The sequence below is a fragment of the Streptomyces hokutonensis genome, from assembly GCF_042751305.1.
In the GTDB taxonomy this organism is placed as follows: Bacteria; Actinomycetota; Actinomycetes; order Streptomycetales; family Streptomycetaceae; genus Streptomyces; species Streptomyces hokutonensis_A.
The window spans coordinates 39,382-60,597 of sequence record NZ_JBHYWD010000008.1 but is presented as its reverse complement, the minus strand read 5'-3'; the positions used below and the strand labels follow the sequence as shown (position 1 = coordinate 60,597).

The following is a 21,216-nucleotide window of genomic DNA, read 5'->3' as shown; positions in this document are numbered from 1 at the left end:
TATCCTGACAGACATCGCATCCCGTAGTTCTGCGAGAGACCTTGGATCCGGGCCCGATTCGGGCATCCGGCGACATTGCGCCCTCTAGGACGGTGTCTAGGGGAAGGAGGTTCCTTCCTCACCGGAAAGCCGGTTCAAAGGCAGTGGAAAGCCCGGGGCAAAGGCGCGCGAAGGTTGTGTGCCGCCGGGCGGAGAGCGCAGGCGGGAACAGTACATGGGACTCACGAGCAACAAGGTGCTGGCACTGGCGTTCGTGTGCGCCGTGCTGCTGTTCGTCGGCACTGTATGGCTGTGGCCGCGGCTGGCCCGGCGCAACTGGCGGGCCGTCAGCGGACGCGTGGGCCTGCTCCTGGCAACGCAGTTGGTGCTCTTCGTCTCGGTGGGCCTCGGCGCCAACCAGGCCTTCGGCTTCTACGCCAGCTGGTCCGACCTGTTCGGCAGGGAGACCGACCAGGGAGTGGTCGTCGACCACACTGCGCTCCGGGGCGCGGGCGGCCCGCTCCACGTGGTCGGCACCCGGCGGGTGGACGCCCCGGGCGGCGCCTCCCTGCCGAGCAGCGTGGGCCAGGTGCAGCGCGTCGACATAGTGGGCCGTACGACTCACATCGCCTCCCCGGCCTATGTGTATCTGCCGCCGGAGTACTTCCAGCCGCGGTACCGCACTCGCACGTTCCCCGCGACAGTAGTCCTCACGGGGTACCCGGGCACCGCCCAGGCGCTGGTCGACAAGCTCAACTACCCGCGCACGGCACTGCAACTGGCCAAGGACGGCAGGATGCGGCCGATGATCCTGGTCATGCTGCGGCCCACGGTGGCGCCCCCGCGCGACACGGAGTGCGTGGACGTCCCGGGCGGACCGCACACCGAGTCCTTCTTCGCCAAGGATCTCCCGGATGCCGTGACGGCCCACTACAGGGTGGGCAAAAAGCCCGGGAGCTGGGGCATCGTCGGTGATTCCACGGGCGGTTACTGCGCCCTGAAGCTCGCGATGCACCACCCCGGGGTGTACGCGGCGGGCGCCGGCCTGTCGCCGTACTACAAGGCGCCGACCGACCCCACCACGGGTGACCTGTTCCAGGGCGACGGGACGCTGCGGAACGAGGCGAACCTGTGGTGGTACCTCAAGCACCGGGCCGCGCCCGACACCTCACTGCTCGTCACCAGCAGCAAGGCCGGGGAGCACAACTACAAGGACACCCTGAAATTCATCGACAAGGTGAGGGCCAACAACTCCACCCGTATCGCGTCGATCATCCTGGACAGCGGCGGCCACAACTTCAACACCTGGCGGCGGGAGATCCCGGCGACCCTGGAATGGTTGAGCGGACGGCTCGGCAACGGCTGAAAGGGACCGTTGAACCGAGGTGAGACATGAGGGGTGGCTGTGTTTTTACCGGGCGGGCCACCACGATTCGCCTACGCGCGGTAAGTTTCTGGCCATGCCACGTGGACGTCACCGCCATTCCCCGCCGTTGCACCGGCTGTTGCCACCCTCGGCGATCGCAGGCGTGTCGCTCGTCTGCGCCTTCGGGCCATGGGTCTTCTCCCAAGCCGCCGCGCTGCGCATAGTCGCCGCGATAGCCGCCGCGACCGCGCTCGTCGGGGCGGCCGTCATGCGCCGCTGGGACACTCAGGCGGGCAAACAGGTCGCCGACCTGGTACGCGCGCGTACGAGCGACGAGTGGCGCTACGAGGAGCGGCTCGCCGAACTCGAGTCCGACCTCGACGAGTCGCGCGAACTGCGGGTCAAGCTGGAGCACAAGCTGCGCGCCAAGCGCACCGAGCTCGCGGGCCTGCGCAACGAACACGCGGCACTGCTGCGCCGGTACGCCACGGCGGAGACCGAGCGCGCCAGCGCCCTGGAGGGCCGCCGCCTGCTGGAGATAGAGGCCGCGGAACCCGCCACGCGCGCGTTGCCGCCGGTCGCGGTGGACGGCGACGACGAGGTCCCGGCGGACGTGGACCTGGATCTCGTGGAACTCCAGGACGACGCCGACGACGACACCGAGTCGGACGACACCGGGGCTGTGGCTGCCCCGGTCGAGTCCGCGACGGACGCCGAGGACGCCGACGAGGAGTCCGACGAGCAGTCCGGCTCCGAGGCCGTCGCGGAGAAGAAGCCGGCGGCTTCACCGGTGTTCTCCCCGGAGGGGTCCAAACTGTTCCTGCGGGCCCAGGCCGCGCTGGTACGGCTCGACGACGACGCCGCCGAGGCCGCGGCGCCCGCACCGAAGCACGACGACTCCGCGCCGGCCGAGCCCGCACCGGTGGAGGCCACCGGCGGCCCGGCGGCCGACTCGGAGGCCGCGCAGGAGGACGAGGCGGAGGGGAAGCCCGAGGCGGTCGACGGGCAGGAGCACTCGGCCGCCGTCCCCCCGGCCGCGAAGTCCGCCCAACCCGCGCACCCGTCCGGGCACTTCACCGTGCCGACCGCGGTGGCGGTGGTCCCGGCGGCTCCCGTGCGGCGGCCGATGGTCGAGGGCGGCTTCGACTTCTTCGGCATGCAGAAGGGCGCGGCGTCCGCCGAGATGGACGCCGTCCAGAACGAGGACCTCGCCGACGTCGTGGGCCAGGAGGCCCTGGCGGTGCACAAGGCGGAGGCCGAGGCGCAGTTCAAGCCGGCCGACGAGCGGTCCCGGGGCGTCGGCGCGGTCCAGGTCATCGACCTGACGGCGCACGACGAGACCGAGCAGATCAACCTTCCCGGACTGCGCAGCGCGGCTTCCTGACCGACCGGGTCCTGACCGGGCGTCAGGCCATCCAGCGGTCCGGGCGGGCGTCCCGGCGGCTCGTCCGGGAGCGCTCGGCCTGGCCGCGGAGCAGCTCCGCGGCCTCGTCCGCGCCCCGCAGACGGGCTGTGACGGTCTCGTTGGCCCCGGTGTCCACATGGACCTCGGCAAGCCCCCAGAGCCGCTCCCAGGGCCCTTGCGTGAGCCGTACGCTCTGCACCTTCGCGTGCGGCACCAGTGCCGTGCTGCGGCGCAGCAGTCCGTGCCGGGCCACGAACACCGTGTCGGTGACCGCGAGGCCGTAGCCGCGCCACCACAGCGGCACGCACCGGGCCGCCCTGCGCGGCGGCCGGGACAGCGCCGAGCGCGGCGGCACCGTCACACCGGGCAGCACGCGCGCGACGACCGACTCGGCGATCTCGCGCGGCGCGACCGGCACCAGCACGGAGTTGGACGAGCCGGCCACGTCCAGCTCGACCCGCACCCAGCCGCGCCGCCGCCACAGCAGCGGCTCCACGATCCGCACGGTCTGCACCCGCCCCGGCGGCACCGTCTCGTGGGTGCGGTCCAGTAGCCCGTGGTCGATGCGGAGCCCGTCCGGGGACTCGCCCACCGTCCAGTCGTACTCGCCGACGAACCGCCCCACGCTGCTCGCGCCCGCCGCGCCCAGCAGCGGCAGCGCGGTCGCGAGGACCGTCCACACGCTGTGGGTGGCGAGCCACAGCAGCGGCGGTACGACGAGTGCGGCGGCCAGCGATCCCCAGGTGGCGCCGGTCAGTACCAGGGACACCGCGAGGACCCCGGCCGGCACGTGCAGCAGTTGCTGCGAGGGTGCCTCGCCGACCTCGTGGGCGGTCTCGGGCGCGAACCCGGCCGCCCGCGCGAGGAGTTCGGCCCGCAGCGCCCGCGCCTCGCCCTCGCCGAGGAAGGCCAGTTCGTCCTTCTTGTCGGTCCCTACGACGTCCAGCTTCAGCTTGGCGACGCCCGCCACGCGCGCGAGGAGCGGCTGTGTCACGTCGACCGCCTGGATGCGCTCCAGCCGGATGTGCGCCGTGCGCCGGAACAACAGGCCAGTACGGATGCGCAGTTCGGTGTCGGTCACCGCGAAGTGGGTGAACCACCAGGTCAGGAAGCCGTACAGGCCGGCGGCCGGCACTATCACGGCCAGCGCGATCAGGAGCGTGACGGTGGTCAGCTTCGTCAGCTGTTCCTGCGCCTGGTTGGGGTCGTGCACCGCCCACCCGATGATGACGGCGACCGGCGCCCACGCCCGGCGCAACGGCGTCACCGGATGCAACCGCCGCTCCACCACGGGCACTTGTTCCCGTACGACCGCTGCGGCCCCGGGTACGTCCTTGTCGGCGCCCGGCGTCGTCACAGCCCCGCCGATCGGGCCTCGCCGAGCTCGGTGAGCCGGTCGCGCAGCCGTTCGGCCTCGGCCGGGTCCAGCCCCGGGATGGTCGCGTCGGTGGCCGCGGCGGCCGTGTGCAGCTGCACGCTCGCGAGCCCGAAGTGCCGCTCCACGGGTCCCGAGGTCACCTCCACGAGCTGCATCCGCCCGTACGGCACGATCGTCTCGTGGTGCCACAGCACGCCCTTGCTGATGAGCAGGTCGTCGGCGCGCTCGGCGTACCGCCAGGAGCGCCAGTTGCGGCCCAGGAACACCCAGCCCCACGCCATGACACCGAGCGGCAGCAGCGCGAACGCCGCCCACCCCGGGCCGGCGAACAGGCCCAGCGGCACCCCCAGGGCGACGGTCAGCACCCCCAGCCACACCACCACCAGCATCCGCCGCATCTTCAGCAGCCCCGGCGGCAGCCCGGTCCACACCGGCTCGCGCGCCGCGTCGTCCTGCGCGGCAGTCCCCGTTTCCATGCGGCAAGCGTACGTACGAGAGACTGTGTCCATGACTCCCACGACGGAGACCACGGTCGGGATCGGCGGCGCCGCGGAAAGCACCGACATGGTGCTCAACATCGGCCCCCAGCACCCCTCCACGCACGGAGTGCTGCGGCTGCGGCTCGTCCTGGACGGCGAGCGCATCCAGCACGCGGAGCCGGTGATCGGTTACATGCACCGGGGCGCCGAGAAGCTCTTCGAGGCGCGCGACTACCGCCAGATCATCATGCTCGCCAACCGTCACGACTGGCTGTCGGCGTTTTCGAACGAGCTGGGCGTGGTCCTCGCGGTGGAGCGCATGCTCGGCATGGAGGTGCCCCCGCGCGCGGTGTGGACGCGCACCCTGCTCGCCGAGCTGAACCGGGTGCTCAACCACCTGATGTTCCTGGGGTCCTACCCCCTCGAACTCGGCGGCATCACCCCGGTGTTCTACGCGTTCCGGGAGCGCGAGGTCCTCCAGAACGTCATGGAGGAGGTCTCCGGCGGGCGCATGCACTACATGTTCAACCGCGTCGGCGGCCTCAAGGAGGACCTGCCCGCCGGATGGGCCTCCCGCGCGCGTGAGGCCGTCGCCGCCGTGCGCTCCCGGATGGACCGCTTCGACGACCTGGTGCTCGGCAACGAGATCTTCCGCGGGCGCACGCGGGGCGTCGGCGCGCTGTCGGCGGAGGCCGTGCACGCGTACGGCGTGAGCGGGCCCATCGCGCGTGCCTCGGGCGTCGACTTCGACCTGCGGCGCGACGAGCCGTATCTCGCGTACGGCGAGCTCCAGGACACCCTGAAGGTCGTCACGCGTCAGGAGGGCGACTGTCTCGCCCGCTTCGAAGTGCTCCTGGAGCAGACCCACAACGCCCTCGACCTCGCGGACGCCTGCCTCGACCGGCTCGCCGAGCTGGAGCCGGGGCCGATCAACCAGCGGCTCCCGAAGGTCCTCAAGGCGCCCGAGGGGCACACCTACGCGTGGACCGAGAACCCGCTCGGCATCAACGGGTACTACCTCGTCAGCAAGGGCGAGAAGACCCCGTACCGGCTGAAGCTGCGCTCGGCGTCCTACAACAACATCCAGGCCCTCGCGGTGCTGCTGCCGGGGACGCTGGTGGCGGACATGGTGGCGATTCTGGGGTCGTTGTTCTTCGTGGTCGGGGACATCGACAAGTAGGCGACAAGTAGAGGGCGTTCACGGCTCGTGCAGCGGGTCCGGAATTCCAACCGACTGCACGAGCCAGCCGAAGTCGCCGAGGCCGCCCGGTGCGGTGAGTTCGGCGGCTTCTCCGGCGCCCGCGAGAGCGCGGACGTACCCCGCCGGGTCGGTGGAGGCCAGCGTGAGCGGGGGGCGCGCGCCTGTGACGCCCAGGGCGCGCAGTGCGGCGCGTTGGGTGAGCAGGCGTGCGCCGGGGAGCGCGCCCGCTGAAGTCGAGGCCCTCGCGCAGGCGTCCAGGGCGACGTGCGCGGTGATGTCGCACGAGGCGTCCGGCACGGGTGCCGTCTCGCGGCCCTCGCGGAAGCCGGTGAGCGTGCCGAACGGGGGGCGTGTGTCCAGGGTGTGCGCGTAGTCGACGGCGACCGCGAGCCCCCGCTCGACGGTGGCGACGGCGGACGCCCAGGCCGTGTCCCTGGGGAGCCCGATCTCGGCGCGCAGCCCCTCCTCGGGGGCCAGGGGCCACCACCGCGCGAGCCACTCGGCGTCCGCACCGGCGACCGGTTTCCCGAGCCGTTCGGTCCCGTCCTGCCGTACGAGAACGAGCCGCGCCAGGCCGCCGGAGTCCACCTCGGCGACCTCCGCGGGTACGTTGTCCAGCCACTCGTTGGCGAACAGCAGCCCGGTGATCCCCTTCGGGGGGTCGGTCAGCCACTCGACGCGGGGATCGAGTCCCTCGGGGCGGTCGGCGATCTCGACGCCGTACGCACGCACGCGTGCCGCCACTCCGGCGGGCAGCGCGGCGAGCACACCGGTCACCAGCTCACCGCGGCCCGCGCCCAGGTCCACGAGGTCCAGCGCGGCCGGCCGGTCCAGCGCCTCGTCCACCCGGCACAGCAGCCGTGCCACGGCCCCGGCGAAGAGCGCCGACGCGTGCACGGACGTACGGAAGTGCCCGGCGGGTCCCTCGGGCCTCCGGTAGAACCCCTCGGGCCCGTAGAGCGCGTCCTCGGCCGCCGCCCGCCAGCCGCGCCACCGGGCCGCAGTGTCGTCCGTCACGGGGCCAGATTAAGTGCACAGGACAACCGGGCCTCCACCTTGGGGAGTACGCCGGGCGTATACGGATCGATCCTCCGGTTGACCCCGGCACACTTCACGCTTCCCTACGCTGGGTTACGTGCAGCGCCTCTACGACTTCCTCCGCAGACACCCGACATGGGTCGACACCTTCTGGGCTGTCTTCCTGCTGGGGCTGAGCGGCGTGAGCATCGCAAGTACCAGCTACGCCTCGGGCCGGCACGGGACGGCCGCGGGCGCGCTCGCGGTGTCCGCCGTCATGTGTGTGGCGATCGCGCTGCGCCGCCGCTGGCCGGAGAAGGTGCTCGTCGTGGTCCTGGTGACGGGGCTCGCGCAGTTGGTCCTCGACATCGAGCCCGTGGCGGCCGACTTCGCCATGCTGGTGATCGTCTACACGGTCGCCGCGGTCGGGGCCCGCTGGGCCTCCCGCTTCGCCCTGGCGAGCGGTCTGGGCGCGGCGACCCTGTCGCAGATCCGCTGGCCCCAGGAGCACACCAGCTCCGCCGGGCTGGTCGCGCTCGCGGTCTTCCAGACGGTGCCGTTCGCGCTGGCCTGGGTGCTGGGCGACTCGATGCGCACCCGGCGCGCGTACTTCGCGCAGCTGGAGGAGCGTGCCGCCCGCCTGGAGAAGGAGCGCGAGGCGCAGGCGAAGGTCGCGGTCGCCGCCGAGCGCGCCCGGATCGCCCGTGAGCTGCACGACGTGGTCGCGCACAACGTGTCGGTGATGGTGGTCCAGGCCGACGGCGCCGCCTACGTCCTGGACTCCGCGCCGGACCAGGCGAAGAAGGCCCTGGAGACGATCTCCTCCACCGGCCGCCAGGCCCTCGCGGAGATGCGCCGCCTGCTGGGCGTGCTGCGCACCGGCGAGCACAAGGAGGCCGGCGAGTACGTTCCGCAGCCGGACGTCGAGCAGATCGACGACCTGGTCCAGCAGTGCCGTACCTCCGGACTGCCCGTCGACTTCAAGGTCGAGGGCACCCCGCGCCCGCTGCCCAGCGGCGTCGAGCTGACGGCGTACCGGATCGTGCAGGAGGCCCTCACTAACACCCGCAAGCACGGGGGGCCGAACACGGGCGCCAGTGTGCGGCTGGTGTACTTCGACGACGGTCTCGGGCTGCTCGTCGAGGACGACGGCAAGGGCGCCCCGCACGAGCTGTACGAGGAGGGCGGCGTCGACGGCCAGGGGCATGGTCTGATCGGTATGCGCGAGCGGGTCGGCATGGTCGGGGGCACCCTGGACGCGGGCCCGCGCCCGGGCGGCGGGTTCCGCATCAGCGCCCTGCTGCCGCTGAAACCCGCTCACTGATCTTTCGTACGCCGACTACTGACACCTGTAACGAATTGTTGAACGACCTGTTGAACGGCCTCCACCTGTTGAATGAATTGTTGAACGATCCTGCTGACGGAACGGAAGAGGACCCGATGACGATCCGCGTGATGCTCGTCGACGACCAGGTGCTGCTGCGCACCGGTTTCCGGATGGTGCTCGCCGCCCAGCCGGACATGGAGGTCGTCGCGGAGGCGGGCGACGGTGTCGAGGCCCTTCAGGTGCTGGCCGCGACCGCGGTCGACGTGGTGCTGATGGACGTCCGTATGCCGAAGCTGGACGGGGTGGAGACCACCCGCCGCATCTGCCAGGGCGAGAACCCGCCGAAGGTGCTGATCCTGACCACCTTCGACCTCGACGAGTACGCCTTCTCCGGGCTGAAGGCCGGTGCCTCCGGGTTCATGCTCAAGGACGTGCCGCCCGGCGAACTCCTCACCGCGATCCGCTCCGTGCACAGCGGCGACGCGGTGGTGGCGCCCTCGACGACCCGCCGGCTCCTGGACCGCTTCGCACCGATGCTGCCCTCCGCCGGCAAGGAACCGCAGCACAAGGAGCTGGAGCGGCTCACCGAGCGCGAGCGCGAGGTCATGATCCTCGTCGCCCAGGGGCTGTCCAACGGCGAGATCGCGGCCCGTCTGGTGCTGTCGGAGGCGACCGTGAAGACCCATGTCGGCCGCATCCTGACCAAGCTCGGCCTGCGGGACCGGGTCCAGGTGGTCGTCCTGGCCTACGAGACGGGGCTGGTGCGGGCGGGCGGGCACGGCTGAGGCCCGGTGACCTCGCCTACCTGAGGATGCCCTCCAAGAAGTCGCTGCCCAGGCGGGCCACCATCGTCACGTCCAGCTGGTGCAGGACGTAGCGGCCGCGGCGGCGGGTGGTGATCAGTCCGGCCTTCTTCAGGACGCCGAGGTGGCGGGATATCTCCGGGGCGGTCATGTTGTGCACCTGGGTCAGCTCGCTGGTGGTGAACGCGGTGCGGGCCAGGCTGCGGCACAGGCGCATACGGACCGGGTGGGACAGGGCGGTCATCCGCAGGGTCAGCTGCTCCAGGGAGGTCGGTGCGGCGAACTTGGGCGACCCCACGGGGTAGTGCACGACGGGCTGCCAGCCGTAGCGGTACAGGACCGTCAGATGCGGCCAGCCCAGGCTGGTGGGGACCAGGAGGAGGCCGCCGTCCTGGGTCGCCGTACGGCCGTCGCCGAGCTTGTCGACCGTGATGCGGGTGGCGCTCTCGTCGAGCGTCACCGCCGTGGACATCGACGTCAGCGCCTCGGCCAGGCCCTTGTGCCGCAGAAGGTCCGTCTTGTGGCGGGCGTCGGCCGCGAGCTGGTGCTGCATCCGGGACCAGGTCTCCGCGAAGAACGCCTCGTCGCAGTCCTCCAGGAACTGCCGCAGCCAGGCCCTGGTCCGCGGTGGGTTGGCCAACAGCCGCTCGGTGAACGCCAGTTGACGCGGGCCGCGGGTCGCGGCCTGCTCCAGGGCGCGCAGCCTGATCGTGGCGTCCGAGAGCGGGCCGGGTCCGCCGGTGCTGTAGGTGAGGGCGCAGGTGGTGAACTCCAGCGCCGCGTCCACGAACTGCTCGTCCGTCAGCTTGTCCACCAGGTCCAGCTCTTCGGCGAGCGTCGCCCCGGGGAGCGTGCTGCGGCCCGGAATGCCCGCGTACGGCAGGAACAGGTCGGAGAACGTCGACCGCCACAGGAAGTCCGCCTCGCACATCCGGTCCGCCAGATGCGGGTCCAGCCGCGCGGTGACGCCGGCCACCCACCCCTGAAGGCCGGGATGGTGCCCCGGCTCCGACATCGCGTGCAGCGCCATGCACAGCTCGCCCAGGGGCGAGGTCGCGAAGACGACCTGCTCCTGCCGCAGCCCCGTGATGTCGATGTGCACGCTCATGTCCCCATCGTGCACCCCACCACTGACAACGCCCCCGGGGGGGGGTGGGGGCGCCGCCCCCCCCTCCGCGCCCGCCCCCCCGGGGCGGGGGGGGCGCGCGCCGCCACCGACACCCCCGCGCCGCCCCCCCCCGCGCCCACACACCCCCCGCGACGGCCGCCGGGCGGCGGCGCGGCCCGGAGACATGAGCGTCACCCGGCAGTACGTCCTCGCCACCTACCGCGCCCGGCGGCTCGGCGAGGTCCCATTGCCGCTCACGCCCAGCGCCCACGACTGGCGCACCGCGCGCGGCGGGGCCACCTGCGGTTCCGCGCGGTCGTCGCGGAGCGCCCGCCCACGCCCGGCCGCGGGAGACCGTTGGCGCCGGTGGCTCCACCGGCGGCGGCCCCGCCCCACCTGTTGACGCCCGTCAGGCCCGGCCTGTCGGCCGCCGCCGCTCAGCCGCCGGTCTCCTCCTTCAGGCGGAGCACGAAGTCCGCGACCGCCGTCTTCACGTCGTCGGCCGTCCACTCCAGGGCGGCGGCCCGTACGTAGACCTCTGTCACGGCCAGCCCAGGGCCCTTCGCGTCCCAGGGATTGGAGAACAGGGCGGTCCTCGTCTCCTCCGTCGTCCGGATCGCGGCCTCCGTGACGGCGTCGCGGTCGTACGGCAGCCAGACCTGGAAGTCGTGGGTGTGCGGTTGTTCGGGGTGGATGCGTATCCACGGCACGCCCGCCGCGGCGAATCCCTCGCGGAGCGCCTCGGCGATCACGCGCGCGTGGGCGACGTACGCGGGCAGCCTGGGCAGCTCGCGGTCCAGGCCCGCGAGGGCGGTCAGCACGGTGGGGAACTGCTGGAAGACCATGCCTCCGTAGCGATGCCGCCAGGTCTTCGCCTCGTCGATCAGGGTCTTCGGGCCGGCGAGCGCGGCGCCGCCGAGGGCGTCGAGGGACTTGTAGAACGACACGTAGACGCTGTCCGCCAGGCCCGCGATCTCGTCGAGCGGGCGGCCGAAGTGGGCGGTGGACTCCCACAGGCGGGCGCCGTCGAAGTGGACCACCGCGTCGCGTTCGTGCGCGGCGTCGACGACGGCGGAGAGTTCCTCCCAGGAGGGCAGGACGAAACCGGCGTCCCGGAGGGGCAGTTCGAGCATCAGCGTCCCGAAGGGCTCCGGGAAGTCGTGCACCTCGTCGGCGGTCGGCTGCCGGGGCTCGCCCGTCACATGGACCGGGCGCAGGCCGCTGACCTGGCTGAGGGCGTGCCGTTCGTGCACTTCGGGGTGGGACAGCGGGTGCAGGGCGACCACAGGGTTCCCGGTGCGGCCCGCCCAGCAGCGCAGGGCCACCTGCTGTGCCATCGTGCCCGTGGGGAAGAAGGCGGCGGCCTCCTTGCCGAGCAGTTCGGCGACCCGCTTCTCCAGGGTCTCGACGACCTCATTGCCGTACATGTCCGACGCCCCGTCCAGGTCGTGCAACTCGGCCGCCTCCTGCACGAAGGCGAGCCGCTCCCGGAGGGGGCTCAGGAACCCGAGGCGCGCGAGGGCCCGCTCGGCGTTCCGGGTCGCGGCGATACGCCGTTTACGGCGCTCCAGGTTCCGTTCCTCGTCGGTCGCCGGTTCCGCCTGCTGGTCACTCTGCTCCGCCGCATCGCTCATGCTCCGGATGATGCCCGGCGCACATCCGTTCGGGCACCTGGGTTTCCGCCGGCCTTCCCGTCCGCCGGGACTGTGCGACAACCCACAGCCTGTGGACAACCGGACGCCCCTCGAACCGATCGCGTTAACATGACGAGAAATCGTCCGGTACCCGGAGCGGACTGGAACGGGAAGGCCGCACTCGCGTGAGTACATTCCAACAGCCAGAGCCCAAGGACCGCCCCGCGCGGCTCGCCGTCGGTGTCGTCGGCGCCGGCCGCGTGGGCCCCGCACTGGCCGCGTCCCTCCAGCTCGCCGGGCACCGCCCGGTCGCCGTCTCCGGGGTCTCCGACGCCTCCAGGCGACGGGCCGCGCTGATGCTCCCCGACGTGCCGGTCCTCACGCCCGCGCAGGTCCTGGACCGCGCCGACCTGGTGCTGCTCACCGTCCCGGACGACGCCCTGCCGGGCCTCGTGGAGGGCCTCGCCGAGACCGGTGCCGTACGCCCCGGGCAGCTCCTGGTGCACACCTCCGGGCGGTACGGCGCGAAGGTCCTGGACCCCGCTCTGCGCGTCGGCGCGCTGCCGCTGGCCCTGCACCCCGCGATGACCTTCACGGGGACTCCTGTGGACGTCCAGCGGCTCGCCGGGTGCTCCTTCGGGGTCACCGCGCCCGAGGAGCTGCGGCTGGCCGCCGAGGCCCTGGTGATCGAGATGGGCGGCGAACCCGAGTGGATCGCCGAGGAGAACCGCCCGCTCTACCACGCGGCCCTCGCGCTGGGGGCCAATCACCTGGTCACCCTCGTCGCCGAGTCCATGGAGCTGCTGCGCACGGCCGGCGTCGAGGCCCCCGACCGCATGCTCGGCCCGCTTCTCGGCGCCGCCCTGGACAACGCCCTGCGCTCTGGCGACGCGGCACTGACCGGCCCCGTCGCGCGCGGGGACGCGGGCACCGTCGCCGCCCACGTCACCGAGCTGCGCAAGCACGCCCCGCAGACCGTCGCCGGTTATCTGGCGATGGCCCGAGCGACCGCCGACCGGGCGCTGGCCCACGGGCTGCTCAAGCCGGAACTCGCCGAGGACCTCCTCGGAGTCCTCGCCAACGGCACCGAGGGAGATGCCGGATGACCACCACCCTGCTGCGTACCGCCGACGAACTGCACGCACGCACGCGTGCGGGCCGGCGCGTCGTCGTCATGACGATGGGCGCACTGCACGAGGGCCACGCCACCCTGGTCCGCACCGCGCGCGAACTCGCCGGACCGGACGGCGAGGTCGTGGTCACCGTCTTCGTGAACCCGCTGCAGTTCGGCGAGGGCGAGGACCTCGACCGCTATCCGCGCACCCTGGACGCCGACCTCAAGATCGCCGAGCAGGCGGGCGCCGACGTCGTGTTCGCCCCCTCCGTGGACGAGGTCTACCCCGGCGGCGAACCCCAGGTCCGCATCTCGGCGGGCCCCATGGGCGAACGCCTGGAGGGTGCGGTCCGCCCCGGCCACTTCGACGGCATGCTCACCGTCGTCGCCAAGCTGCTACACCTCACCCGCCCCGACACCGCCCTGTTCGGCCAGAAGGACGCCCAGCAGCTCGCCCTGATCCGCCGCATGGTGCGCGACCTGAACTTCGGCATCGAGATCGTCGGCGTGCCGACCGTGCGCGAGGCCGACGGCCTGGCCCTGTCCAGCCGCAACCGCTATCTGTCCGCCCAGGAGCGGCGCACCGCACTCGCCCTCTCCCAGGCCCTGTTCGCCGGCCGCGACCGGCACGCCGCCCAGGAGGCGCTGCGCGCGCGGGCCCGCGAAGTGCCCGCCACGCACGCGCGTGCCGAGGCGCTCAGCGCCATAGGGGAGTCCCGCGCGGCGGCCGACGCGCACGCCGTCGCCAAGGCCGCCCCCGGCCCCGGCGGCCCGGCGTCCATCCGCGCGGCCGCCCGCCTGGTTCTCGACGACGCCGCCCGCCTCGACCCGCCGCTCGCCCTGGACTACCTCGCCCTGGTCGACCCGTCCGACTTCACCGACGTGGACGAGGACTTCACCGGCGAGGCCGTCCTCGCCGTCGCCGCCCGGGTCGGGACGACCCGGCTGATCGACAACATCCCACTCGCTTTCGGAACCCTCGGAGCCGCCTCGTGACCAGCACAGGCATACGACTGCACGCCCCCGCCCCCGGGTGGTCCATCGCCGCGGACGTGGTGGTCGTCGGCTCCGGAGTGGCCGGTCTGACCGCGGCCCTGCGCTGCGAGGCGGCGGGTCTGCGGACGGTCGTCGTCACGAAGGCCCGCCTCGACGACGGCTCCACTCGCTGGGCCCAGGGCGGCATCGCCGCCGCCCTCGGGGAGGGCGACACCCCCGAACAGCACCTGGACGACACCCTGGTGGCCGGCGCGGGCCTGTGCGACGAGGAGGCCGTACGGATCCTCGTCACCGAGGGCCCCGACGCCGTACGGCGGCTCATCGAGACCGGCGCCCACTTCGACGAGTCCTCCGAAGGAGGACTGGAGCTGGCCCGCGAGGGCGGCCACCACCGGCGCCGCATCGCGCACGCGGGCGGCGACGCGACCGGCGCGGAGGTCTCCCGGGCGCTCGTCGAGGCCGTGCACGCGCGTGGCGTGCGCACCATCGAGAACGCGCTCGTGCTGGACCTCCTGACGGACGCCGAAGGGCGGACGGCGGGCGTGAGCCTGCACGTCATGGGCGAGGGGCAGCACGACGGCGTGGGCGCCGTGCACGCGCCCGCCGTGGTCCTCGCGACCGGCGGCATGGGGCAGGTCTTCTCGGCGACGACCAACCCGTCCGTGTCGACCGGCGACGGGGTCGCGCTCGCCCTCCGCGCGGGGGCCGAGGTCTCCGACCTGGAGTTCGTGCAGTTCCACCCCACCGTGCTCTTCCTCGGCGCCGACGCGGAGGGCCAGCAGCCCCTGGTCTCCGAGGCGGTGCGCGGCGAGGGCGCCCACCTGGTCGACGCCGACGGCGTGCGCTTCATGATGGGCCAGCACGAACTGGCCGAGCTGGCGCCCCGGGACATCGTCGCCAAGGGCATCACGCGGCGCATGCTGGAGCAGGACGCCGAGCACATGTTCCTCGACGCCCGGCACTTCGGCGCCGACATGTGGGAGAACCGCTTCCCGACGATCCTCGCCGCCTGCCGCAGCCACGGCATCGACCCGGTCACCGAGCCCGTCCCGGTCGCCCCCGCCGCCCACTACGCCTCCGGCGGCGTCCGCACCGATTCCCGGGGCCGTACGACCGTCCCCGGCCTCTACGCGTGCGGTGAGGTCGCCTGCACCGGGGTGCACGGCGCGAACCGGCTCGCCTCCAACTCCCTCCTCGAAGGCCTCGTCTACGCCGAGCGCATCGTCGCCGACATCACCGCGAGCCAGGCGGAGAACGCCCTCCACGCGCGCGTGCCCGAACCGGTCCCGCACCCCCAGAAGCCCGCCCACCCGTTGCTCGCCCCCGAGGCCCGCTTCGCGATCCAGCGGATCATGACCGAGGGCGCGGGCGTCCTGCGCTCCGCCGACTCCCTCGCCAAGGCCGCCGGACAACTCCAGCAGCTGCACACCGACGCCCGTGACGCGCTCGACGAGAACGGCAAGACCGCCGAGCCCGGTGTCGACACCTGGGAGGCCACCAACCTCCTGTGCGTGGCCCGCGTCCTGGTCACCGCCGCCGCCCGGCGCGAGGAGACCCGGGGCTGCCACTGGCGCGAGGACCACGCCGAGCGCGACGACAGCGCCTGGCGCCGCCACATCGTCGTACGGCTGAATCCCGACCGCACGCTGGCCGTGCACACCACGGACACCGCAGACTTCCCCCCGACCCGGCAGCACCGTCCCCAGGAGCAGTGACAGAAGTGAGCACCCCCGATCTTCCCCTCGCCGACAGCGGCGGCTGCGGCGACGGCTGTGCCTGTGGCGCGGGCGACGACGCGGAGTACCTGGAGTGCGGTCTGGACCCCGCGCTCGCCGAACTCCTGGCCGACGCGGGTCTCGACCCCGTGGAGGTCGAGGACATCGCCAATGTCGCCGTCCAGGAGGACCTCGACGGCGGTGTCGACGTGACGACCGTGGCGACCATCCCCGAAGGGGCCGTCGCCACCGCCGACTTCACCGCGCGCGAGGCCGGTGTCGTGGCGGGCCTCAGGGTCGCCGAAGCGGTGATCTCCGTGGTCTGCACCGACGAGTTCGAGGTCGAGCGGCACGCGGAGGACGGCGACCGCGTGGAGGCCGGGCAGAAGCTCCTGTCGGTCACCACGCGCACGCGCGACCTGCTGACCGCCGAGCGCAGCGCGCTCAACCTCCTGTGCCGTCTCTCCGGCATCGCGACCGCCACGCGCGCGTGGGCCGACGCCCTGGAGGGCACGAAGGCGAAGGTCCGCGACACCCGCAAGACGACGCCCGGCCTGCGCTCTCTGGAGAAGTACGCGGTCCGCTGCGGCGGCGGCGTCAACCACCGTATGTCCCTGTCGGACGCGGCCCTCGTCAAGGACAACCACGTGGTCGCCGCCGGCGGTGTCGCCCAGGCCTTCAAGGCCGTACGGGAGGCCTTCCCGGAGGTGGCGATCGAGGTCGAGGTCGACACCCTGCACCAGCTCCGCGAGGTACTGGACGCGGGCGCCGACCTGATCCTGCTGGACAACTTCACGCCCGGCGAGTGCGAGGAGGCCGTCGGCATCGTCCACGGCCGCGCCGCCCTGGAGGCCTCGGGCCGGCTCACCCTGGACAACGCCAAGGCGTACGCGGACACCGGGGTGGACTACCTCGCCGTAGGCGCCCTGACCCACTCCGCGCCGATCCTGGACATCGGCCTCGACCTCCGTGAGGCGCAGTAGTCATGCTCCTCACGATCGACGTGGGCAACACGCACACCGTCCTGGGCCTGTTCGACGGCGAAGAGATCATCGAGCACTGGCGCATCTCCACGGACGCGCGCCGCACCGCCGACGAACTCGCCGTCCTCCTCCAGGGCCTCATGGGCATGCACCCGCTCCTCGGAGAGGAGCTGGGCGACGGCATCGACGGCATCGCGATCTGTGCCACCGTGCCGTCCGTCCTGCACGAACTGCGCGAGGTGACCCGCCGCTACTACGGAGACGTGCCCGCCGTCCTCGTCGAACCGGGCGTCAAGACCGGCGTCCCGATCCTGACCGACAACCCCAAGGAGGTCGGCGCGGACCGCATCATCAACGCGGTCGCCGCAGTCGAGCTCTACGGGGGCCCCGCGATCGTCGTCGACTTCGGTACGGCGACCACGTTCGACGCGGTCTCCGCGCGCGGGGAGTACGTCGGCGGTGTCATCGCCCCCGGTATCGAGATCTCGGTCGAGGCGCTCGGCGTCAAGGGCGCCCAGCTGCGCAAGATCGAGGTGGCCCGGCCGCGCAGCGTGATCGGCAAGAACACCGTCGAGGCGATGCAGTCCGGCATCGTCTACGGGTTCGCCGGCCAGGTCGACGGAGTCGTAACCCGGATGGCCAAGGAACTGGCCGACGACCCGGAGGACGTGACGGTCATCGCGACCGGCGGCCTCGCCCCGATGGTCCTGGGCGAGGCCTCGGTGATCGACGAACACGAGCCCTGGCTGACCCTGATCGGCCTGCGACTGGTCTACGAGCGGAACGTGTCGCGGATGTGAGCGGGGGCCCTGCGCCGGGACGGGAACTCCTGGCGCAGGGCGGCCCCCTCGGCCGGCGACCCTCGCGCGTGCCCACGAGGCGCCGCTTCCCGCGCCCGTAGGGGGGCGGCCGCGCTCCGGTGGCGGCTGCCTGGTGTGCGTCGGATCAGCCGCTGCCTTAGCCCGTGCGGCGCCGCTCACACATGCCCACGAGGTGTCTTCTCCCGGCCCCTAAGGTGCCCCCGCGCCAGCGGTAGCTGTCGTGCGTGCGACGGAGCCGTTAGGTACCGGCTGTGGCGCGGCTGCCGGGTGCGTGGCTGGTCAGCCGCTGCCCCGCCGGTGTCGTTCACGCGCGAGTGGCGTCGCGGCCTGCGGCCGCAGGGTTCCGAGGCGCCTCGCCGGAGGCAATGGGTGTGATGGAGCCGCCGGGTACCAGCCAGCCATGGCGCGGCTGCCGGGTGCGTGGCCGGTCAGCCGCTGCCCCGCCGGTGTCGTTCACGCGCGCGAGTCGTCGCGGCCTGCGCCCACAGGGTCGGCGGCTGCAATGGGTGCGACGGATCCGTCGGCTACCAGCCATGGCGCGGCTGCCGGTGCCCGGCCGGGCAGTCGCTGCCGCCGCCAGGCGAAAACCCCACGCCACACCCGCCCCCTATGTCGAATTTGTCTGATTAGCGCGTATCGTCGCCGCATGCCCACGCCATACGGATCCCGCGGCGGCATGGCGTTCGGTGCGGAGGAGCTGCGTGTGCTCCGCCGCGCCCTCGCCCTCGCCCTCCAGCCCCGAACCGCCTCCGCCGAGGACGTCAAGGACTGTCTCCGGCTCGCCGAATCCCTCGACGAAGCGGTACGCGAGGGGGTCCGGCTGCGCGCCTTCCTGGTCGCCGACCTCGCCCGGTACCGCGCCGCCCTGCCCGGCACCACCGCCGGCTACCTCACGCTCCTGGAGGAGGCGCTCGGCGCCGGGTACCGCCCGGACGTCGACGACCTCTCCGCGCTGCGTGCGCTGCGCGGGAACCCGGCCGCCGCAGCCCTCCTCGACCGCTGCCTCGCGCTCGCCGAACAGGACGTACGCGCGCGCCTGGCCCGCCGTACGACCGCCCGGCCCGCACCGACCGTCCCCGCCTCCCGTACCCGCCTCCTGGCGCTCCCCGGAGGCCGCTCGGGCGGCCTGTCGGGGACGGGCGGGGAGTTGGCCGGGGAGGACGCCAAGGAGCCCGTACGCAAGCCCGTGGAGCGGCCGGCGCCCGCACCCGCGCCCGCCGCCCCGAAGCCGTCGCGGCCGATCCCCACCCCGGGCGAGGTCTTCCCCCGGCGCAAACCGGCACCGCCCCCGGCGAACCCGCCCCAGCAGCTCGCCGCCGGCTGAAGCGACCCCGCCCCTTCCGCTCCCGGGCCCGTGGCTACTCTGGAGGGCATGGACTATGTCTCCGCGCTCGTGCCCCCGGTCGTCATGGCCGTGTTCTTCATCGGACTGATCCGGGTCATCGTGAAGACCCAGGGCGGGGCCATGAAGGCCAAGGAGGACGCGGCCGTCGACGCCGCCATCGCGCACGCGGAGAGCGCCCGCCAGAGCTCTTCGACCACCGAAGCCTGACCGCCCGCCTTTCGGCGGCGCCTTCAAGGGCGTACGACTCCCGCACGCGTGCGCGTGCTTTCCGAGTCGTACGCCCTTTTTGTGCCTTTTCCACTATGGTTCTGAGCTGTGCCTCGCCCATTGGGAGAACTCGAAGACTCGGTCATGACGCGGGTGTGGAAGTGGAACCGCCCGGTGACCGTTCGAGAAGTCCTGGAAGACCTTCAGCAGGAACGGTCGATCGCGTACACCACGGTGATGACCGTTTTGGACAATCTCCATCAGAAGGGCTGGGTGCGTCGCGAGGCGGAAGGCCGGGCGTATCGATATGAGGCCGTCTCCACACGGGCCGCCTACTCGGCAGCCCTGATGAACGACGCCTGGTCCCAGAGCGACAACCCCGCGGCCGCTCTCGTCGCCTTCTTCGGGATGATGAGCGACGAACAGCGCGAGGCCCTGCGCAGCGCCGTACGCATCGTCCAGGGACCGGAAACACCCGAACCCGCGGATGGCGCCGAGAACCCCGGCTCCCCGTCCTCCGGCGGCGGGCGATAGCGTCCGCTCATGTCAGCAGAGCACCCAGAAGTCACCGCGAAAGCCATCACCGTCCGGCGGGCCCGGACCGGGGATGTCCCGGCGGTGCGCCGACTCCTTGACGCCTACGTTCGCGGTCGCATCCTGCTCGACAAAGCGACCGTGACTCTTTACGAGGACATACAGGAGTTCTGGGTCGCCGAACGCGACGACAACGCCGAGGTGGTCGGCTGCGGCGCACTGCACGTCATGTGGGAAGACCTCGCGGAAGTCCGTACTCTCGCCGTGAAGCCCGGGTTGAAGGGCGCCGGTGTAGGTCATCAGTTGCTGGAGAAGTTGCTGCACACGGCCCGTTGGCTAGGCGTTCGTCGCGTTTTCTGTCTCACCTTCGAAGTGGACTTCTTCTCCAAGCACGGCTTCGTGGAGATCGGTGAGACACCCGTCGACACCGATGTCTACGCGGAGCTGTTGCGTTCCTATGACGAGGGCGTGGCGGAGTTCCTGGGTCTCGAACGAGTGAAACCGAACACCTTGGGCAACAGCCGGATGCTTCTGCATCTGTGATCGCTGCGCTCAATTCGGCCCGGACGCCCTGCCCAGGTTCCCTATGTCCGAAACGCGCATCTTTCTGGTCCGGGGAGGTCACTCGGTCTCTCCCAGGGGTTTGTGTTTTTCCAGCAAAAGCGGTTTGCTTTCCGACGTACTGCAGTACTGCATATAACAGGGGACGGCGAAACGGCGGACGCCGCAGACCCCAGGCCCGCAAGTTATCGATGAAAGGAAATCCGGTGGCACAGAAGGTTCAGGTCCTTCTTGTCGACGACCTCGACGGCGGCGAGGCGGACGAGACGGTGACGTTCGCACTGGACGGCAAGACGTACGAGATCGATCTCACCACCGCGAATGCGGACAAGCTCCGTGGTCTTCTCGACGCTTACGTGAAGGGCGGACGCCGTACCGGTGGCCGTGCTTCGGGTGGCCGTGGAAAGGCGCGCGCCGCTACCGGTGGCAGCCAGGACACCGCGCAGATCCGCGCGTGGGCCAAGGAGAACGGCTACGAGGTCAACGACCGCGGCCGTGTTCCCGCGTCCATTCGCGAGGCCTACGAAAAGGCCAACGGCTGAGCGCACGAGCGCCGCAGCCGGACCCGGTGGCACTGTGTGGCCACCGTGTCCACGAGTCGTACGAGATCAGGGGCGCCCCCAACGCCCCCCACGGCCGACAGTGTCGGCAGCGAGGCCTCGACCTCGCGCCCCGGCTCGGGGGGCCGCAGCCATACGGCGGCCCCCTGCACGGGACCTGGGCGACCCGCGGGAATCGACTGCCCGGGGTGCCCCTTCACGGGCCCCGCGGCAGAGAGCGGCGGCATTTTTTCGGGCCCCGCCCCGGGGACCTGCGGCGCCTCCATGTGCCCGCCCTCGCCGAGCGCCACCAGATCCAGCGCCGGCGCCAGCGCGCCCCACTCCAGCCAGTCCAGCAGCCCCGGCAGCTCCTCCGCGCTGCCCGCGGCCACCAGCAGCCGCATCCGGTCGCCCCGTACGGCCACCGGAGAGCTCGGCCCCAGCCGCCACAGCGCCGCGGCACCGGCCTCGACCGGCACGTCCAGGACGTCGAACCGCAGCCCCGTGACGAGCCGCAACGGCTCCCCGGGCACCGTCCGCCACCCGAGTTCGTTCTCGTACCAGTGCCGCCGCCGGTCGTCCGGATCGAGCGGGTGACGGGGGGAGGGGACCGTGGTGACCGGGGGGACTGTGCCAACCATGCCAAGTGCAACCGTCGAACCCGGCCGAGAGTTACGCTGGGTGGTCCGGTGATTGCGCAGGGT

The 21,216-nt window shown here is 72.1% G+C and carries 22 protein-coding genes; 16 read left to right on the top strand and 6 right to left on the bottom strand.

Annotated elements, in window-relative coordinates; translation table 11 throughout:
- Positions 1-214: 214 nt before the first annotated feature.
- Together ACFXC1_RS22065 and ACFXC1_RS22060 are read left to right on the top strand one after the other, a co-directional pair.
- Positions 215-1,345, top strand: a complete 1,131-nt coding sequence (locus tag ACFXC1_RS22065) for an alpha/beta hydrolase (protein WP_381245055.1) — start codon at positions 215-217, stop codon at positions 1,343-1,345.
- Between the two features lie 94 nt (positions 1,346-1,439).
- Positions 1,440-2,729, top strand: coding sequence for a prolipoprotein diacylglyceryl transferase (locus tag ACFXC1_RS22060; protein WP_381245053.1), 1,290 nt, complete (start codon positions 1,440-1,442; stop codon positions 2,727-2,729).
- Positions 2,730-2,751: 22 nt separating this feature from the next.
- Here ACFXC1_RS22060 and ACFXC1_RS22055 read toward each other — a convergent pair whose 3' ends face one another.
- Positions 2,752-4,107: a PH domain-containing protein gene (locus ACFXC1_RS22055; protein ID WP_381245051.1), complete on the bottom strand. Its 1,356-nt coding sequence runs from the start codon at positions 4,105-4,107 to the stop codon at positions 2,752-2,754.
- On the bottom strand, positions 4,104-4,604 hold the full coding sequence (locus tag ACFXC1_RS22050) for a PH domain-containing protein (protein WP_381245049.1): 501 nt from the start codon (positions 4,602-4,604) through the stop codon (positions 4,104-4,106). The genes ACFXC1_RS22055 and ACFXC1_RS22050 overlap by 4 nt, the downstream gene beginning before the upstream one ends.
- Before the next feature lie 31 nt (positions 4,605-4,635).
- Between ACFXC1_RS22050 and ACFXC1_RS22045 the strand changes: the two genes are divergently transcribed.
- The gene (locus tag ACFXC1_RS22045; RefSeq protein ID WP_262063103.1) at positions 4,636-5,787 is read left to right on the top strand and encodes an NADH-quinone oxidoreductase subunit D; all 1,152 of its coding nucleotides are present in this window, start codon (positions 4,636-4,638) and stop codon (positions 5,785-5,787) included.
- A gap of 18 nt (positions 5,788-5,805) precedes the next feature.
- On the opposite strand, the gene ACFXC1_RS22040 is transcribed toward ACFXC1_RS22045, so the two are convergent.
- On the bottom strand, positions 5,806-6,825 hold the full coding sequence (locus ACFXC1_RS22040) for an SAM-dependent methyltransferase (protein ID WP_381245047.1): 1,020 nt from the start codon (positions 6,823-6,825) through the stop codon (positions 5,806-5,808).
- A gap of 118 nt (positions 6,826-6,943) precedes the next feature.
- Here ACFXC1_RS22040 and ACFXC1_RS22035 point away from each other — a divergent pair, with 118 nt between their 5' ends.
- Together ACFXC1_RS22035 and ACFXC1_RS22030 are read left to right on the top strand one after the other, a co-directional pair.
- Positions 6,944-8,149 carry a sensor histidine kinase gene (locus ACFXC1_RS22035; RefSeq protein WP_381245045.1) on the top strand — a complete coding sequence of 402 codons (1,206 nt, stop codon included), beginning with the start codon at positions 6,944-6,946 and terminating at the stop codon, positions 8,147-8,149.
- 116 nt (positions 8,150-8,265) lie between these two features.
- Positions 8,266-8,937: a response regulator gene (locus ACFXC1_RS22030; protein WP_019075449.1), complete on the top strand. Its 672-nt coding sequence runs from the start codon at positions 8,266-8,268 to the stop codon at positions 8,935-8,937.
- A 16-nt stretch (positions 8,938-8,953) separates the two neighbouring features.
- On the opposite strand, the gene ACFXC1_RS22025 is transcribed toward ACFXC1_RS22030, so the two are convergent.
- Positions 8,954-10,063, bottom strand: coding sequence for a DUF5937 family protein (locus ACFXC1_RS22025; RefSeq protein WP_381245043.1), 1,110 nt, complete (start codon positions 10,061-10,063; stop codon positions 8,954-8,956).
- Between the two features lie 184 nt (positions 10,064-10,247).
- Here ACFXC1_RS22025 and ACFXC1_RS22020 point away from each other — a divergent pair, with 184 nt between their 5' ends.
- On the top strand, positions 10,248-10,466 hold the full coding sequence (locus ACFXC1_RS22020; RefSeq protein WP_381245041.1) for a hypothetical protein: 219 nt from the start codon (positions 10,248-10,250) through the stop codon (positions 10,464-10,466).
- A 34-nt stretch (positions 10,467-10,500) separates the two neighbouring features.
- Here the strand turns inward: ACFXC1_RS22020 and ACFXC1_RS22015 are convergent, their stop codons facing one another.
- A complete protein-coding gene (locus tag ACFXC1_RS22015; protein WP_381245040.1) occupies positions 10,501-11,697 on the bottom strand; it encodes a threonine aldolase family protein in 1,197 nt (398 codons plus the stop codon).
- Positions 11,698-11,882: 185 nt separating this feature from the next.
- On the opposite strand from ACFXC1_RS22015, the gene ACFXC1_RS22010 reads away from it, so the two are divergent.
- The 10 genes from ACFXC1_RS22010 (at position 11,883) to ACFXC1_RS21965 (ending at position 20,515) form a co-directional block, all read left to right on the top strand.
- Positions 11,883-12,803 carry a Rossmann-like and DUF2520 domain-containing protein gene (locus ACFXC1_RS22010; RefSeq protein ID WP_381245039.1) on the top strand — a complete coding sequence of 307 codons (921 nt, stop codon included), beginning with the start codon at positions 11,883-11,885 and terminating at the stop codon, positions 12,801-12,803.
- Complete coding sequence (gene panC, locus ACFXC1_RS22005) at positions 12,800-13,807, top strand: pantoate--beta-alanine ligase (protein ID WP_381245037.1); 1,008 nt, start codon at positions 12,800-12,802, stop codon at positions 13,805-13,807. Before ACFXC1_RS22010 ends, panC begins: the two co-directional genes overlap by 4 nt.
- Complete coding sequence (locus ACFXC1_RS22000; RefSeq protein ID WP_381245035.1) at positions 13,804-15,522, top strand: L-aspartate oxidase; 1,719 nt, start codon at positions 13,804-13,806, stop codon at positions 15,520-15,522. The genes panC and ACFXC1_RS22000 overlap by 4 nt, the downstream gene beginning before the upstream one ends.
- 5 nt (positions 15,523-15,527) lie before the next feature.
- Positions 15,528-16,505, top strand: coding sequence for a carboxylating nicotinate-nucleotide diphosphorylase (nadC, locus tag ACFXC1_RS21995; RefSeq protein ID WP_381245033.1), 978 nt, complete (start codon positions 15,528-15,530; stop codon positions 16,503-16,505).
- A 2-nt stretch (positions 16,506-16,507) separates the two neighbouring features.
- Positions 16,508-17,305, top strand: coding sequence for a type III pantothenate kinase (locus ACFXC1_RS21990; protein ID WP_043685374.1), 798 nt, complete (start codon positions 16,508-16,510; stop codon positions 17,303-17,305).
- Between the two features lie 697 nt (positions 17,306-18,002).
- Positions 18,003-18,650, top strand: coding sequence for a hypothetical protein (locus ACFXC1_RS21985; RefSeq protein WP_381245528.1), 648 nt, complete (start codon positions 18,003-18,005; stop codon positions 18,648-18,650).
- A 48-nt stretch (positions 18,651-18,698) separates the two neighbouring features.
- On the top strand, positions 18,699-18,878 hold the full coding sequence (locus ACFXC1_RS21980) for a hypothetical protein (protein WP_381245032.1): 180 nt from the start codon (positions 18,699-18,701) through the stop codon (positions 18,876-18,878).
- A gap of 120 nt (positions 18,879-18,998) precedes the next feature.
- The gene (locus ACFXC1_RS21975) at positions 18,999-19,412 is read left to right on the top strand and encodes a BlaI/MecI/CopY family transcriptional regulator (protein ID WP_381245030.1); all 414 of its coding nucleotides are present in this window, start codon (positions 18,999-19,001) and stop codon (positions 19,410-19,412) included.
- 9 nt (positions 19,413-19,421) lie between these two features.
- The gene (locus ACFXC1_RS21970) at positions 19,422-19,955 is read left to right on the top strand and encodes an amino-acid N-acetyltransferase (RefSeq protein WP_200715432.1); all 534 of its coding nucleotides are present in this window, start codon (positions 19,422-19,424) and stop codon (positions 19,953-19,955) included.
- A 224-nt stretch (positions 19,956-20,179) separates the two neighbouring features.
- Positions 20,180-20,515: a histone-like nucleoid-structuring protein Lsr2 gene (locus ACFXC1_RS21965; protein ID WP_019075461.1), complete on the top strand. Its 336-nt coding sequence runs from the start codon at positions 20,180-20,182 to the stop codon at positions 20,513-20,515.
- On the opposite strand, the gene ACFXC1_RS21960 is transcribed toward ACFXC1_RS21965, so the two are convergent.
- The gene (locus tag ACFXC1_RS21960) at positions 20,494-21,153 is read right to left on the bottom strand and encodes an SCO3374 family protein (protein WP_381245027.1); all 660 of its coding nucleotides are present in this window, start codon (positions 21,151-21,153) and stop codon (positions 20,494-20,496) included. The two genes, ACFXC1_RS21965 and ACFXC1_RS21960, sit on opposite strands and share 22 nt — an antisense overlap.
- Positions 21,154-21,216: the final 63 nt, after the last annotated feature.

Coding starts and splice junctions, on each gene's coding strand:
- ACFXC1_RS21985 (WP_381245528.1), top strand. CDS start 18,003: ATGGCGTTCGGTGCGGAGGAGCTGCGTGTGCTCCGCCGCGCCCTCGCC.
- ACFXC1_RS22030 (WP_019075449.1), top strand. CDS start 8,266: ATGACGATCCGCGTGATGCTCGTCGACGACCAGGTGCTGCTGCGCACC.
- ACFXC1_RS22065 (WP_381245055.1), top strand. CDS start 215: ATGGGACTCACGAGCAACAAGGTGCTGGCACTGGCGTTCGTGTGCGCC.
- ACFXC1_RS22025 (WP_381245043.1), bottom strand. CDS start 10,063: ATGAGCGTGCACATCGACATCACGGGGCTGCGGCAGGAGCAGGTCGTC.
- ACFXC1_RS22045 (WP_262063103.1), top strand. CDS start 4,636: ATGACTCCCACGACGGAGACCACGGTCGGGATCGGCGGCGCCGCGGAA.
- ACFXC1_RS21970 (WP_200715432.1), top strand. CDS start 19,422: ATGTCAGCAGAGCACCCAGAAGTCACCGCGAAAGCCATCACCGTCCGG.
- ACFXC1_RS21990 (WP_043685374.1), top strand. CDS start 16,508: ATGCTCCTCACGATCGACGTGGGCAACACGCACACCGTCCTGGGCCTG.
- ACFXC1_RS22020 (WP_381245041.1), top strand. CDS start 10,248: ATGAGCGTCACCCGGCAGTACGTCCTCGCCACCTACCGCGCCCGGCGG.
- panC (WP_381245037.1), top strand. CDS start 12,800: ATGACCACCACCCTGCTGCGTACCGCCGACGAACTGCACGCACGCACG.
- ACFXC1_RS22015 (WP_381245040.1), bottom strand. CDS start 11,697: ATGAGCGATGCGGCGGAGCAGAGTGACCAGCAGGCGGAACCGGCGACC.
- ACFXC1_RS21960 (WP_381245027.1), bottom strand. CDS start 21,153: ATGGTTGGCACAGTCCCCCCGGTCACCACGGTCCCCTCCCCCCGTCAC.
- ACFXC1_RS22060 (WP_381245053.1), top strand. CDS start 1,440: ATGCCACGTGGACGTCACCGCCATTCCCCGCCGTTGCACCGGCTGTTG.
- ACFXC1_RS21980 (WP_381245032.1), top strand. CDS start 18,699: ATGGACTATGTCTCCGCGCTCGTGCCCCCGGTCGTCATGGCCGTGTTC.
- ACFXC1_RS22050 (WP_381245049.1), bottom strand. CDS start 4,604: ATGGAAACGGGGACTGCCGCGCAGGACGACGCGGCGCGCGAGCCGGTG.